This is a genomic window from Parapedobacter luteus, from assembly GCF_900168055.1.
GTDB classification, from domain to species: domain Bacteria; phylum Bacteroidota; class Bacteroidia; order Sphingobacteriales; family Sphingobacteriaceae; genus Parapedobacter; species Parapedobacter luteus.
The window spans coordinates 67374-80883 of record NZ_FUYS01000010.1 but is presented as its reverse complement, the minus strand read 5'-3'; the positions used below and the strand labels follow the sequence as shown (position 1 = coordinate 80883).

The 13510-nt window shown below is 48.7% G+C and carries 14 protein-coding genes; 11 read left to right on the top strand and 3 right to left on the bottom strand.

Translation table 11 applies throughout. The annotated features are described in order from the left end of the window. Positions 1-41: 41 nt before the first annotated feature. Positions 42-947, bottom strand: coding sequence for a pirin family protein (locus tag B5X72_RS16630; protein WP_079718047.1), 906 nt, complete (start codon positions 945-947; stop codon positions 42-44). Between the two features lie 150 nt (positions 948-1097). On the opposite strand from B5X72_RS16630, the gene B5X72_RS16625 reads away from it, so the two are divergent. After that, on the top strand, positions 1098-1775 hold the full coding sequence (locus tag B5X72_RS16625; RefSeq protein ID WP_079718046.1) for an epoxyqueuosine reductase QueH: 678 nt from the start codon (positions 1098-1100) through the stop codon (positions 1773-1775). Here the strand turns inward: B5X72_RS16625 and B5X72_RS16620 are convergent. Together B5X72_RS16620 and tpx are read right to left on the bottom strand one after the other, a co-directional pair. Continuing rightward, a complete protein-coding gene (locus tag B5X72_RS16620; RefSeq protein ID WP_079718139.1) occupies positions 1756-2607 on the bottom strand; it encodes a dienelactone hydrolase family protein in 852 nt (283 codons plus the stop codon). The two genes, B5X72_RS16625 and B5X72_RS16620, sit on opposite strands and share 20 nt — an antisense overlap. A 15-nt stretch (positions 2608-2622) precedes the next feature. Then, positions 2623-3219 carry a thiol peroxidase gene (tpx, locus tag B5X72_RS16615; protein WP_245826964.1) on the bottom strand — a complete coding sequence of 199 codons (597 nt, stop codon included), beginning with the start codon at positions 3217-3219 and terminating at the stop codon, positions 2623-2625. A gap of 174 nt (positions 3220-3393) precedes the next feature. On the opposite strand from tpx, the gene B5X72_RS16610 reads away from it, so the two are divergent. From B5X72_RS16610 to B5X72_RS16565, 10 genes are all read left to right on the top strand, one after another. After that, on the top strand, positions 3394-5478 hold the full coding sequence (locus B5X72_RS16610; protein WP_079718044.1) for a fasciclin domain-containing protein: 2085 nt from the start codon (positions 3394-3396) through the stop codon (positions 5476-5478). Positions 5479-5656: 178 nt separating this feature from the next. Beyond that, complete coding sequence (locus B5X72_RS16605; protein ID WP_079718043.1) at positions 5657-6187, top strand: YceD family protein; 531 nt, start codon at positions 5657-5659, stop codon at positions 6185-6187. A gap of 14 nt (positions 6188-6201) precedes the next feature. Beyond that, a complete protein-coding gene (gene rpmF, locus B5X72_RS16600; RefSeq protein WP_079718042.1) occupies positions 6202-6393 on the top strand; it encodes a 50S ribosomal protein L32 in 192 nt (63 codons plus the stop codon). A gap of 177 nt (positions 6394-6570) precedes the next feature. Beyond that, positions 6571-7509: a phosphate acyltransferase PlsX gene (gene plsX, locus B5X72_RS16595; protein WP_079718041.1), complete on the top strand. Its 939-nt coding sequence runs from the start codon at positions 6571-6573 to the stop codon at positions 7507-7509. Positions 7510-7515: 6 nt separating this feature from the next. After that, the gene (locus tag B5X72_RS16590; protein WP_079718040.1) at positions 7516-8511 is read left to right on the top strand and encodes a beta-ketoacyl-ACP synthase III; all 996 of its coding nucleotides are present in this window, start codon (positions 7516-7518) and stop codon (positions 8509-8511) included. A 70-nt stretch (positions 8512-8581) separates the two neighbouring features. Further along, positions 8582-9058, top strand: coding sequence for an acetyl-CoA carboxylase biotin carboxyl carrier protein (accB, locus tag B5X72_RS16585; RefSeq protein ID WP_079718039.1), 477 nt, complete (start codon positions 8582-8584; stop codon positions 9056-9058). Between the two features lie 75 nt (positions 9059-9133). Beyond that, positions 9134-10474, top strand: a complete 1341-nt coding sequence (gene accC, locus B5X72_RS16580; RefSeq protein ID WP_079718038.1) for an acetyl-CoA carboxylase biotin carboxylase subunit — start codon at positions 9134-9136, stop codon at positions 10472-10474. 67 nt (positions 10475-10541) lie between these two features. Next, on the top strand, positions 10542-11423 hold the full coding sequence (gene tatC, locus B5X72_RS16575) for a twin-arginine translocase subunit TatC (RefSeq protein WP_079718037.1): 882 nt from the start codon (positions 10542-10544) through the stop codon (positions 11421-11423). Between the two features lie 16 nt (positions 11424-11439). Beyond that, a complete protein-coding gene (gene rpiB / locus B5X72_RS16570; RefSeq protein WP_079718036.1) occupies positions 11440-11880 on the top strand; it encodes a ribose 5-phosphate isomerase B in 441 nt (146 codons plus the stop codon). Between the two features lie 44 nt (positions 11881-11924). Next, complete coding sequence (locus tag B5X72_RS16565) at positions 11925-13496, top strand: M28 family peptidase (RefSeq protein ID WP_079718035.1); 1572 nt, start codon at positions 11925-11927, stop codon at positions 13494-13496. Positions 13497-13510: the final 14 nt, after the last annotated feature.

Genomic DNA, 13510 nt, shown 5'->3' with positions numbered 1-13510 from the left:
GGATTTTGGACAAAGGTATGAATTTTTGCGCATGTCCGCACTTATTCGGTAGGCCCGGTCTGGCGTGGGCGCTGAGCCTGCTCGGGAAGTGGCACAAATTCGGTTTCTCCCGGCACTGGATCGAACCGCTGTTCGAGCCAACGCTGCTTTGCCGCTTCTATCGTCTCACGCTTGGTCGACACGAAATTCCAATAAATATGACGTTCCTCCGGAAAAGGATCCCCGCCAAAAATATAAATACTGGTATCCGCATGGATAGTAAATGTACACAGCGTAGCCTCTTTGGCCACCAAAATCTGCCTCGGGGAGTAAATATGCCCATCACTCTCTATGCTGCCTTTAAGGATGTACAGGCCCGATTCACCAAACAACTCGCGGCCAATATCCAGCTGCTGGTCGGCGGTGCTGTGTATTTCCAGAAAAAACTGCCTACTGTGTACAGGTACCGGCGAACGACGGCCGAAAGCTTCGCCAGCAATGAGCCTAAACGTGACATGGCCCTCTTCCCAATAGGGGATATCCTTGGCTTCCACATGATGAAAGGAAGGTTCCGAATTTTCGAGCTCTTTGGGCATAGCCACCCAGATCTGCAAGCCATGCAGGCTTTTGTCAGAATGGCGAAGGTATTCAGGAGTCCGCTCGGAGTGCACCACTCCACGTCCGGCTGTCATCCAATTGACCGCCCCGGGTTGTATCTCCATCGCTGTACCCAAGCTATCGCGGTGCATCATACTTCCTTCAAAGAGGTAAGTAAGTGTAGACAGGCCGATATGCGGATGAGGTGGTACATCCACGTTTTGCGTGTCACTCAGTTTAGCCGGCCCCATGTGATCAATGAAAATGTAAGGACCAACCATGCGCTTGCCCCGGAAAGGCAGTAATCTTCCCACCATGAAGTTGCCAATATCTGCTGGCCGCTCCTCGATGATCATTCCTACGTTTGACATGATATAAAAATGTTATTACGTGACAGGACTAAACAAACATACGAATAAAAAAATGAATTACCCGTCCATTTACGGAAACACCTCCACCAATCACTTGCAACAATGTCCTTTTATCACTAATATTGCACATTCAAACAAGTGGGTACGAAGATGGAAACTACGGGATTTACACGCGAGAAACTGGAATTACCGAATGGTGAAAACAAACTGCTGCTCCATTCTTGCTGCGCACCCTGTTCGGGAGAAGTGATGGAAGCGCTGATTGCGTCGGATATTGACTTCACGATTTACTTCTACAACCCTAACATCCACCCTCGCAAGGAATACGACCTGCGCAAAGATGAAAATATCCGGTTTGCCGAAAAGCATGGTATTCCTTTCGTGGATGCCGACTATGACGTAGACAATTGGTTTGTCCGTGCAAAAGGCATGGAACATGAGCCTGAGCGCGGCATCCGTTGTACAATGTGCTTTGATATGCGCTTTGAGCGAACGGCACTGTATGCCTATGAACATGGATTTCCGGTCATCACCAGCTCACTGGGCATCTCCCGTTGGAAGAATTTCGAACAGATCAACGATTGCGGCGAGCGTGCTGCCAGCCATTATCCCGGTATTACGTATTGGACATATAATTGGCGCAAGAAGGGAGGCTCTTCCCGTATGCTTGAAATCAGCAAACGCGAACGTTTCTATATGCAAGAATACTGTGGTTGTGCATATTCCCTGCGCGACACAAACCACTGGCGCTTGCAGAATGGCCGTGAGCGGATCGAGCTTGGCAAGAATTATTACGGCGATGAGGGGGCTACCCCAGCTTGCTCTTAAAAAAGCCTATCGTCCGCTGCCATGCCAGCTTGGCCGCCGCCTCATCGTACCGCGTGGGTGAGGTGTCGTTATTGAAGGCATGATTTACGCCGTCGTACACAAACAGTTGATAGTCTACACCGCTTGCCTTTAATGCTTCTTCATACGCTGGGATACCCGCGTTTATCCGCTCGTCGAGCCCGGCATAGTGCAGCAGCACGCTGGCTTTAATCTTAGGCACATCGGCTATGTCCGGCTGGCTACCATAGTATGCCACGGAAGCTTGTAATCGCGGGTCGTTCACGGCAAGTCGTCCAGCCATCGCCCCTCCCCAGCAAAAACCTACACAGCCCACTTTACCATTGTTCCCGTCGAGCGTACGCAGGTAATCAAGCCCCTTTAAGTAATTTTGGACCGTCTGGTCCATATCCAGCTTACCGATGAGTTCGCGCCCCTTATCTTCATCGGCGGGCGTACCGCCGAACGGAGACAATGCATCCACCCCCAAAGCAACGAACCCTTCGGCTGCGATCCGCTTGGTAACGTCAATGATGTGCGGATTCAACCCCCGGTTTTCATGGATAACGACGACACCGCCGACACCTGTTTTATTTTTGGGCTTAGCTAACACGGCTTTTACATCACCATCTACACCGGGATAGGTGATGTTTTCGGAAGTAACATCGTCACTGTAAAACGGAGTTGCAGCTGCGTAATTGTTTTGCAGCAATGGCAATAAGGCAGTCGCCGCAGCTGTGCTGCCTGCAAGCATGGCCAACCGCTTCATAAACTCCTTGCGGGTGAGCTGACTGTGTGTGTACTGGTCGTAGAGGTTAATGATTTTCTGATCCATCTTCATCGGTTTTTATTAGGGTTTCACGGCTGCCAAGGCAGCCGCATAATTGGGTTCTTGTGATAATTCGGACACCTGTTCTTCATATACGATTTTTCCCTGCGGATCGATGACAACCACGGCCCGGCTCAATAAACCCCGCATCGGCCCGTCGGCCAGTTGCACACCGTATTGCATACCGAAATCTGATCGAAAATCGGATAGCATCACCACCTTATCGATGCCTTCGGCTCCGCAAAACTGTTTTTGTGCAAAGGGTAAATCTTTGGAAATACACAACACGTTGGTGTTGGGCAGGTTTGCCGCATCCTCATTGAACCTGTGTACAGATAACGCGCACACGCCGGTATTGACGCTTGGAAAAATATTGAGGATGACGTATTTTCCGGAAAAGTCCTTTAGAGTCTTTTCCGCAAGATCCACGTTCGTCAAGGTGAAATCTTTAGCCTGCGTTCCCACTGCTGGCAGGGTGCCAACCGTATGTACCGGCATACCACGCATGGTGATGGTGGTAGGCGAAGTTGTATTTTGCTGGGCGGAAACAGGTGAGCACACAAACGGCACCGTGATACCTAAGCAGCACATTAGCCGGACTATATGGTGATATTTCATGGCCTTATTACTGAAGTCATTATTGTATTAACGTTTTGATGCCCGTTTATTATACGGTTCGATGAAAATGATACAAACTAGTCCTCCACACAGCAAAAATACCACATAGTGAGTATTTTTTAGCTTCTATCGAAGCCATACCTTTATCCGGTATAAACAAAAATCAAACAACCAATGAAAAATGCTTTAACTAAACTGTGTTTGTTCAGCCTATTCGGCATAAGCCTCATCTGGGCTTGTAAGAAAAAAGACCCTATACCGGATGATAACATAGAAGACCGCACGCCTGCGGAAGTCATTCAAGACATTACAAGGCACATGGCCGATGCAGACAGCATCAGCATATTTACAAACGCACTGAAAACGTTGTCGCTTCAGCAAGAAGACATCACAGATGGGCTGACCGTCTTTGCGCCCTTAAATCCTGTGGACAACGATATACAGACTATCAGCAAGATCGCAGCCACCGAGCCACTGGACGACTTCTCGGTCAATGACCTCACAGACTCTGTCTTGATGGATCACTTGGTTAAAGGTGTTTTCGACCTGAGCGACCTGACAGATGGGAAAACGTTAACCAGCCTTAGCGGCAAGACACTGCGGGTGACCCAGATTGGCGAAAGGGTTTGGATCAATGGCGTCCCTGTCAGCGGCGAAATCGCCCCTGACGGCCGCCAGATCATTTACACCGTAAAAAAACCATTGACCGGTACAACCGTAGATGACGCACTCCAAACCACCACGCTCGAAATCACCGTATGGGACGCTATGGAATGGAGCCTCGACCGCCCCAAAGGAGTAATTGCCGCCGGCGCGCGGGTGTTTCTCTACGCTTCGCAAACGGACTATGCCAACAGTGTTCCTGCATACAACGCCGTTACGGATACGTCTGGGAAGGCCATATTTGCGAACATCACGCCTGGCCGGTATTTTATCGAAGCATCTAAAGATGACCGCAGCAATATTTTCGCTGAAAGCGCGCAGCCGGAAAATGGTTTATTTACAGGATTAGCGGCCATAACCGTATTTCAGTCGGCAACAGAAATAGAAAATTCGCCCACACAGGGTGGCGCCCGGCCCGGCAATTTCCGCTGGTTGGACGCAAACAGCGACGGCAAGATAGACGGAGCCGATCGCGTGGCGATACCTCACGAGCAAGCCACCGCGTCAGATAGCCGGGTCACATCCATCGATGTATTGATTGGCTACCTAAATAACGCAGAAAACAAACCGCTGACAGAAGCGCAATTGGCCGATGAGTTAGCAAGTTTCCGGATCAATTTAGCCAACTGGCAAGCCGATTTAGCTGTTACGGACGCCCTGCTTGCTGGCGACGTCAGGCAAAGTGAGCTGCGCCCCCCCTTGAATAGTAGGTTTCAAGGCATTGGTGATTTTTCCTTCAGCGCAACCCATCCGCTCATTACGCAGCTATGGCAAGGAGGCTACGGATTAATTGAGCACCTCAATACCCTTGAAAAACGAGCCCCACAGTCGGCTGCATCCACTGGTAGCCTGAAACTGCTCCGCGCGTTTGCTTACCTGCGGCTATTGACGTACTTCGGCAATATTCCCTTGCAAGGCGAACATGGACAACTTAATAACCAGCAAGTAGACAACGTATATACCTTCATACAGGATGAACTCGAAGGAGCTTCCAGCCGTTTACCTGAACGGGTTGAGGATCCTGCGTTATTATCAAGGGGATCGGCCGATATGCTACTGGCTAAACTAGCCCTGCTGAGAGCGGAGTACGACGTAGTAGCTGCATTGACCGCTAAAATTATCACAGCCGGACACCATTCGCTCGTTCCCGATCAGCATGTTTTCCGTGCCAACAGTGCCGAAATCATCTGGGCATCCCCAGTAGCGCTGAGCGGCGCTATGAAGGATTACTTTTATCAACGAGACCAGTTGCCTTTTCTGAGATTGCGGGAGACTTACCTGATGAACATCGAAGCTAATGCAGCACTGGGAAACACGGAAGCAGCAGTAAATGCATTCAACATGCTTTGCTCGCTAAAAGGCATGCCTCCATTGCCGCCCAGCATATCCAAGGAAGAGCTTACAGCCCAATATCAAGATCTTTGGATTAGCGACATGGAGCGGGAGGGTTTTCAGTTTCCCAATCTAATTCGCTGGGAACGCGCCGCCGAACTTCTTGCTGCCCGAGGTTACAATGAACCAAAACATCAATTGCTACCCATACCGATGGCCGTAATCGACGCCAACCCGCAAATGATGCAGAACCCCGGCTACTAAAAGGGTATTTCGCGCATCAGCATGTACATATCCAGTGCAGACGACCGAGTGTCCGCGCTGGATATGTTTTTCTTAAGGCCATATATCATAAACGGTATAGCGGCACAATACTTTATCATCACAAAAACTTTCATATCTTATAATTTATATTTACCTTTGCAGGCTCAATTGTGGGACGGTGAATTATTTGAAGCAATATCGGATACCTTTTACAGGGTTGAGTTTGGGTACGCATGACTTCGAATTTGATGTGGATAAGGCGTTCTTTGATTGTTATGACTATTCCATAGTGAAAGACGGCAATCTCAAGGTGTCGGTCAACCTACACAAACAAGAAAGCATGATGATACTCCAGTTTCATATTGTAGGCACCATCAACCTGACATGCGACGTTTGCCTTTCCTCATTTCCTTCCAAAACCGTTATTGACGAACGGCTAATCGTCAAATTCACGGACGGGGACATGACGGAAAGCACGGAGGAAATCCTGGTGTTGGCCAAGCATGAGCATGAATTGGACATCGCAGGGCTATTATATGAATACATTAATGTCGCTGTGCCACATTATATCAAGTGCAGCGAACAGGGAGACGATATTACTTGTGATAAGGCGGTATTAGAAAAATTGAACGGCCTTGCACCGGAACAGGACGAAGAAAAACAGACAGATCCCCGTTGGGATGCATTAAAAAACATAAAATATAACTAAAATAACAGTACGAGATGGCACATCCAAAACGTAAGACCTCCAAAGCTCGGAGAGACAAAAGAAGGACACACTATAAGGCAGAACGGCCTACCTTAGCGACTTGCAAGGAAACAGGCGCTGTGCACCTGCCCCACCGCGCATACTTGGTCGACGGCAACCTTTATTATAACGGCAAACTGATCATCGAAAACGCTGCCACCGTCTAAATTGATCTTTCAAAAAATTGAACATCCCATAACGTGTAACCAATTTTTATACGTTACTTTGGGGTGTTTTTGCGTATTATTGGATCGAAACTGCCATATAGCGACAAACAAAAAATCGACACGGCGGTTCCTTCCGGCCTTAAAAAGTAAACTTTTACGGAAGAAAAACAATAACGGATGAAGATTGGGTTAGACATATTGGGTGGTGATTTTGCGCCGAAAGCAACCATAGAAGGAGCCCTTCTGGCTTTGAAGCTGCTTTCGGAAGATCAGAAAATCGTACTCATAGGCGACCAAGACATTGCTAAGCAATACATCGAGCAAGCAGGAGAAGACCCTGCTTTTTTTGAATACGTACATGCCCCAGACAATATCGGCATGGGCGAACATCCGACCAAGGCAATCGCACAAAAACCAGATTCGAGCATCAGTCGCGGATTCCAGCTGCTTAAAGATGGCGCCATCGACTCCTTTGCCTCCGCTGGCAACACCGGTGCTATGCTGGTAGGTGCCGTATTCAGCGTGAAGACCATTCCCGGCATCATCCGCCCTGCGATAGCGACCAACGTTCCCAAAATCAAAAGCGGTTTTGGCATTTTGCTTGACGTGGGTGCCAATGCGGATTGTAAACCCGAGATGCTTCCTCAATTCGGCCTGTTAGGCAGCCTCTTTGCCGAACACATTTACGGTATTCAAGAGCCCACCGTAGGTTTGCTCAATATTGGTGAAGAGGAAGAAAAAGGCAACATGCTGACGCTCGGCGCCCATCCGCTCATGCGAGAAAATAATCGCATCCGTTTCGTAGGCAATATTGAAGGGCGCGAACTGTTTGACGACAAGGCCGATGTAATCGTATGCGACGGCTTCGTAGGCAATGTAGTACTCAAGCTCGCCGAATCTTTTTATGTGCTTACACGAAAGAAAGGATTCAATGATGCATTTTTCGACCGCTTTAACTATGAGCAGTATGGCGGAAGCCCCATTTTGGGGGTGAATGCTCCCGTTATCATCGGCCACGGTATTTCCAGCCCCGAAGCCATAAAAAACATGATACTGCTCTCCAAAAGCATGATTGAATCCAATATTATTGAAAAAATCAAATCCGCTTTCAACTAAAACTATATGTCAAAAATACATGCTGCCATCACGGCTGTAAACGGATACGTACCAGACTATATCTTGACTAACCAAGAGCTCGAAACCATGGTCGAAACCAACGATGAGTGGATCACCACACGTACGGGCATCAAAGAACGCAGGATATTAAAGGGTGAGGGCAAAGCGACATCTGATATGGCTGTGCCTGCTGTGAAAGGCTTGCTTGAAAAACGAGGTATCGGCGCCGAAGAAATCGAGTTGATTATTTTTTGCACCGTGACGCCTGATATGCCATTTCCCGCTACGGCAAACATCCTTGCCGACAAAATAGGTGCCGTAAATGCTTGGGGATACGACTTACAGGCGGCTTGTTCTGGCTTTATTTACGGCCTGACTACCGGCGCCAAATTCATTGAATCCGGCATGCACAAAAAAGTACTCGTGGTGGGCGGCGACAAAATGTCGTCTGTGATTAATTACAAAGATCGCACAACCTGCATCATCTTTGGCGACGGGTGCGGCGCCGTACTGCTGGAACCCAATGAAGAAGGCCTGGGCGTGATGGACTCCATCCTCAAGAGCGATGGCTCAGGATGTCCCTATCTTAATATCAAAGCTGGCGGCTCACTTCATCCTGCTTCGCATGCTACAGTGGATGCCGATATGCACTATGCTTACCAAGAAGGTCGCGCAGTGTTTAAGTTTGCGGTAACGAACATGGCCGATGTCGCCGCGGAGATCATGGAACGCAACCACCTCACCGCCGATGATGTTACCTGGTTGGTTCCCCATCAGGCCAATAAACGTATTATCGATGCCACCGCCGACCGCATGGGGCTTCCGGAAGAGAAAGTGATGGTGAACATCCAGCGCTATGGCAACACGACGGCTGCTACCATCCCCTTGTGCCTATGGGAATGGGAAAGCCAATTGAAAAAGGGTGACACCCTCATTCTCGCTGCCTTCGGTGGCGGATTTACCTGGGGCTCTGTATACCTGAAATGGGCATATGGGCAATAATGTTCCTTTTTAATTGTTAATTAACAGACTAGATTATATTTTTGATTCTTATTATCAAACCTACTAAGCAATGAGCATGGATATCAAACAGATTCAAGACCTGATTAAGTTTGTGGCTAAATCGGGCGTGAATGAAGTATCTATTGAAGAACAAGATTTCAAAATCACAATAAAAACAAACCAGGCCCCCACTTATGTGACGGCAACGGTACCTGCTCAGGCAGCAGTTCCTGTTCCGGCGGCTCCTGCGCCCGCGCCCACAGAGACACCTCAGCCGTCTGCTCCGAAATCAGAAGATACGTCCAACTATGTGACCATCAAATCACCGATGATCGGAACATTCTATCGCTCACCTTCACCAGACAAACCGGTCTTTGTAAACGTAGGTGATGAAATCGCCGCTGGAAAAGTTGTCTGCATCGTGGAAGCAATGAAACTATTCAATGAGATTGAATCTGAAGTTTCCGGAAAAATCGTAAAAGTACTGGTAGATGACGCACAGCCTGTGGAATATGATCAGCCATTATTCTTGGTTGAACCCAAATAATCCTACTGTGCCACCCGTTTTAATAGTAAGATTATACAGTAAGCATACACTACCCATAGAAGATAGCTAACATTCATGTTCAAAAAGATATTAATAGCCAACCGTGGGGAAATCGCATTGCGTATTATCCGCACATGTCGTGAAATGGGCATTAAAAGCGTGGCTGTATATTCAACTGCCGATCGCGATAGCCTTCATGTGCGCTTTGCCGATGAGGCCGTTTGTATAGGCCCGCCCCCCAGTAAAGAATCATACCTCAATATACCAAACATTATATCCGCCGCCGAACTGACCAACGCGGATGCGATACATCCCGGATACGGATTTCTTTCTGAAAACGCTCGATTTTCGTCGATATGCAAGCAGTATGGCATCAAGTTTATCGGTGCTACTGCCGAGCAGATCCAGCAGATGGGGGATAAGTCTTCAGCCAAGGACACCATGAAACGTGCCGGCGTACCGACTATTCCCGGATCGGATGGACTGGTTAAAAACGTTAAAGAAGGCATCACAATAGCCAATGAGATAGGCTATCCCGTGATCCTTAAAGCTACTGCCGGTGGGGGCGGCCGCGGTATGCGTATTGTATGGAAAGACGAAGAGTTTGAACCCGCATGGGACTCTGCGCGCCAGGAAGCCGGCGCTGCCTTTGGCAATGACGGAATCTACCTCGAAAAATATGTTGAGGATCCCCGGCATATCGAAATTCAGGTAGTCGGCGATCAGTACGGCACGGTATGTCATCTGTCTGAGCGCGACTGCTCTATCCAACGGCGTCACCAAAAACTCATCGAAGAGGCACCTTCTCCTTTCATTACCCCAGAGCTCCGCAAGGCCATGGGAGAGGCGGCTATTAAAGGTGCCAAAGCCGTTAACTACGAAGGAGCCGGCACCATTGAGTTCCTTGTCGATAAGCACCGCAACTTTTATTTCATGGAAATGAATACGCGGATTCAAGTGGAACACCCGGTCACCGAGGAGGTCATTAACTTCGACCTCATAAAGGAGCAAATAAAGGTGGCTGCAGGCATCCCGATTTCGGGCAATAACTATGAGCCGACGATGCATGCCATCGAATGCCGCATTAATGCGGAAGATCCGTTCAACGGATTCAGGCCATCGCCGGGCCGGATTACCAACTTCCATTCGCCCGGTGGCCACGGGGTGCGGGTAGATACCCACGCCTACTCCGGCTACGTCATACCGCCGAACTACGATTCGATGATTGCCAAGCTCATCTGTGTAGCCCAAACCCGTGAAGAAGCCATCTGCACCATGGAGCGTGCGTTAAGCGAATTTGTCATCGAAGGAATCAAAACGACCATCCCCCTGCATTTAAGGCTCATGCGAGACCCCAACTTCAGGGCTGGCAACTTCACTACGAAGTTTATGGAAACGTTTGATTTGAGCGAATAAATGCAAGATCCATAAAGTAAATACCATTCTTATCAAATAGAATGGTATTTTTGTTTTTTATATCACCATGAGCAAGTTATCCGGAAAGAAACTGATCGATGCCATCAAAAGTAAAGGCAAGAACCTGGAAGCCGAAATGTCGTTTTTTGACCATCTTGAAGTGCTTCGCTGGCACCTTATCCGATCGGCCATCGCTGTGACCGTCTTCATGATTCTGGCCTTTTCGTTTTACGATTTTATCTTTGATGACATTATCATGGGGCCTAAAAGCCCCGAATTCTGGACTTATCGGATGATGTGCAAAATCGGAGCGTGGATCAATGCACCTGATTTCTGCGTGACCGAAGTACCGGGCACAATCATCAACACGCAGATGGCAGGTCAATTTATCCTACAAATCAATTCGTCGCTTATCATTGCCGTTGTACTGGGCTTTCCGTACCTGCTGTATGAAATATGGCTGTTTGTAAAACCGGCGCTAACCGATATTGAGCGCAAATCTGCCAGCGGATTTGTTTTTTATGCCAGCTTGTTGTTCGCGGTAGGGATTTTATTCGGCTACTTCATTGTGGTGCCCCTTGCCATGAATTTTTTGGCCAACTATTCCATCAGCGAGGATATCGCCAATACCATCACCATTAATAATTATTTGTCATTTGTCGCGACGCTCACACTTGGATGCGGCATCGTGTTCGAGTTGCCGATCATCATCTTCATCTTATCAAAGCTGGGCATCATGACGCCCCAGTTTATGCGGAAATCGCGCCAGTATGCCGTTGTCATTATCCTCATCATCGCAGCGATCATCACCCCTACGCCTGACGTCATCACCATGCTTACCGTGAGCTTCCCCATGTTTTTGCTCTACGAAGTAAGTATCATCGTTGCAAGCCGGGTGGAAAAAAGGCGAATGAAAGCCGAACTGGATTTTTATAACGACGAAAAATAACGGACTACAATACACCATGACAGCAAAAAAAACAATTGCCATTGGCGGTGACCATGCAGGATTTGACTACAAGGAAGCATTGGTAAGCTTTTTGGAAAATGCAGGATATACCGTTAAAAACTTCGGGGCCTTCACTGCCGATTCGGTGGATTATCCCGATTTTGCTCACCCGGTAGCATCTGCGGTGGAGCGTGGCGAATTCGAATATGGGATTCTCGTTTGCGGCAGTGCAAACGGCGTGGCCATCACCGCGAACAAGCACCAAGGAATTCGGGCTGCCATCTGCTGGCAGGAGCAGCTTGCCTCCTTGGCACGCCAGCATAACGACGCCAATGTATTATGCATTCCGGCACGATTTATCGATGTCGAATTGGCGAAAGCCATTACTGATACGTTCCTGACGACCGAGTTTGAGGGTGGACGCCATGCCAATCGCGTAGGTAAAATTTCGTGTTGAGCCGGAAGCCGAAAATCTAATATTAACTATCAAAACATAGCACAATGAAGCAGTTTTTAGCCTTACTTTTCTTTATACCAGTTTTATGCGGATGCATTGTAGCGCAGGATCCGGTACAACAAAAATACGCTGCTGAAATTAACCCTGAAACGGCTAAGGCACATCTTTCCATACTGGCTTCCGCCGAATTCGAAGGCCGCGGCACCGGTGAGGCCGGAGGCGAGCGAGCAGCTGCCTATATCGCCGGAGAATTTGAAAAACTGGGACTGGCCGCTCCTGTGAACGGCTCTTATTTCCAGCCTGTAAAACTGACACGGACGCGCTTTGACGTCAAGGATTTTACCATCAATGGTAAACCATTTGCCAATGGCGAAGATTTTTACTTCGTGGGCAGTGGCCCTGTAAGCCGTATCGATGCTAAAGAAATTGTTTTTATCGGCTATGGCATCAGCGAGACGCAATACGATGACCTTAAAGGTATCGACATCAAGGGCAAGGTCGTATTGCTATTGAGCGAGGGTGAACCCAAGAACGCACAAGGCAACTCCCTGATTAGCGGCAGTAATGAACCATCTGAATGGGTAACATCTCGTACCAAACGGTTGCAAAACATTACATCCAGGGAACCTAAGCTCATCATCGCCGTATCAAGCACCATCAAAGAGTCTCTCGAACGCTTCGGCGGCCGGCTTGTACAGCCCCGAATTTCGCTCGAGGGAGGGGCTGGCCAACCTTCGCCCAATACGACACCGGTAGCCAATATCAGCACCGAAATGGCCGATCTGCTCTTAGCCAGGGCAAAGACCTCTGTTGCAGCATTGGAACAAAAAATCAACAATACACAACAACCGCAAAGTACGACCTACAAGGCGAGGCTTAGCACGACCTTTGGCTCGGTCAGCGAGCCATTTACATCGCCCAATGTATTGGGTTACCTCGAAGGCACCGACCTGAAAAATGAATTGGTGGTCATCTCCGCGCACTACGATCATGAAGGCAACCAAAATGGCACCATTTTCTTCGGGGCAGATGACAACGGCTCGGGCACCACGGGTGTGTTGACACTGGCACGCGCATACGCTAAAGCCAAGGCGGAGGGCCATGGCCCCCGGCGAAGTATCCTTTTCATCGCCTTTACGGCTGAAGAGAAAGGATTGCTGGGCTCAAATTATTATTCGCGGAACCCAGTCTTCCCGCTGGAAAATACCGTAGTAAACCTTAATATGGACATGATTGGCCGCATCGATGACAAGCACCTCCGTGGCAACCACAACTATGTACATGCAATCGGATCAGATAAACTCAGCTCCGAATTGAAGGTCATCAACGAAAATGCAAACGCCGAATACACGCATATGGAATTGGATTACATGTATGATGATCCGAAAGACCCTATGCGTATCTACTATCGGTCAGACCAGTATAACTTTGCCAAGCATGGCATCCCCGTCGTATTTTATTTCAGCGGATTGCACCCGGACTACCATACCCCTGCCGACACTGTGGATAAGATCAATTTTGAGATGTTGGCAAAACGGGCCCGTCTGGCGTTCCATACGGCATGGGAGATCGCCAATCGCGATAAGCGCCTGGTGGTCGATTCGAACAAGGAGTGAGTGTATATCCTGCC

Excerpts from the sequence above, each read along its gene's own strand:
- B5X72_RS16630 (WP_079718047.1), bottom strand. The coding sequence starts at position 947 with ATGTCAAACGTAGGAATGATCATCGAGGAGCGGCCAGCAGATATTGGC.
- B5X72_RS16625 (WP_079718046.1), top strand. The coding sequence starts at position 1,098 with ATGGAAACTACGGGATTTACACGCGAGAAACTGGAATTACCGAATGGT.
- B5X72_RS16620 (WP_079718139.1), bottom strand. The coding sequence starts at position 2,607 with ATGGATCAGAAAATCATTAACCTCTACGACCAGTACACACACAGTCAG.
- tpx (WP_245826964.1), bottom strand. The coding sequence starts at position 3,219 with ATGAAATATCACCATATAGTCCGGCTAATGTGCTGCTTAGGTATCACG.
- B5X72_RS16610 (WP_079718044.1), top strand. The coding sequence starts at position 3,394 with ATGAAAAATGCTTTAACTAAACTGTGTTTGTTCAGCCTATTCGGCATA.
- rpmF (WP_079718042.1), top strand. The coding sequence starts at position 6,202 with ATGGCACATCCAAAACGTAAGACCTCCAAAGCTCGGAGAGACAAAAGA.
- plsX (WP_079718041.1), top strand. The coding sequence starts at position 6,571 with ATGAAGATTGGGTTAGACATATTGGGTGGTGATTTTGCGCCGAAAGCA.
- B5X72_RS16590 (WP_079718040.1), top strand. The coding sequence starts at position 7,516 with ATGTCAAAAATACATGCTGCCATCACGGCTGTAAACGGATACGTACCA.
- accB (WP_079718039.1), top strand. The coding sequence starts at position 8,582 with ATGAGCATGGATATCAAACAGATTCAAGACCTGATTAAGTTTGTGGCT.
- accC (WP_079718038.1), top strand. The coding sequence starts at position 9,134 with ATGTTCAAAAAGATATTAATAGCCAACCGTGGGGAAATCGCATTGCGT.
- tatC (WP_079718037.1), top strand. The coding sequence starts at position 10,542 with ATGAGCAAGTTATCCGGAAAGAAACTGATCGATGCCATCAAAAGTAAA.
- rpiB (WP_079718036.1), top strand. The coding sequence starts at position 11,440 with ATGACAGCAAAAAAAACAATTGCCATTGGCGGTGACCATGCAGGATTT.
- B5X72_RS16565 (WP_079718035.1), top strand. The coding sequence starts at position 11,925 with ATGAAGCAGTTTTTAGCCTTACTTTTCTTTATACCAGTTTTATGCGGA.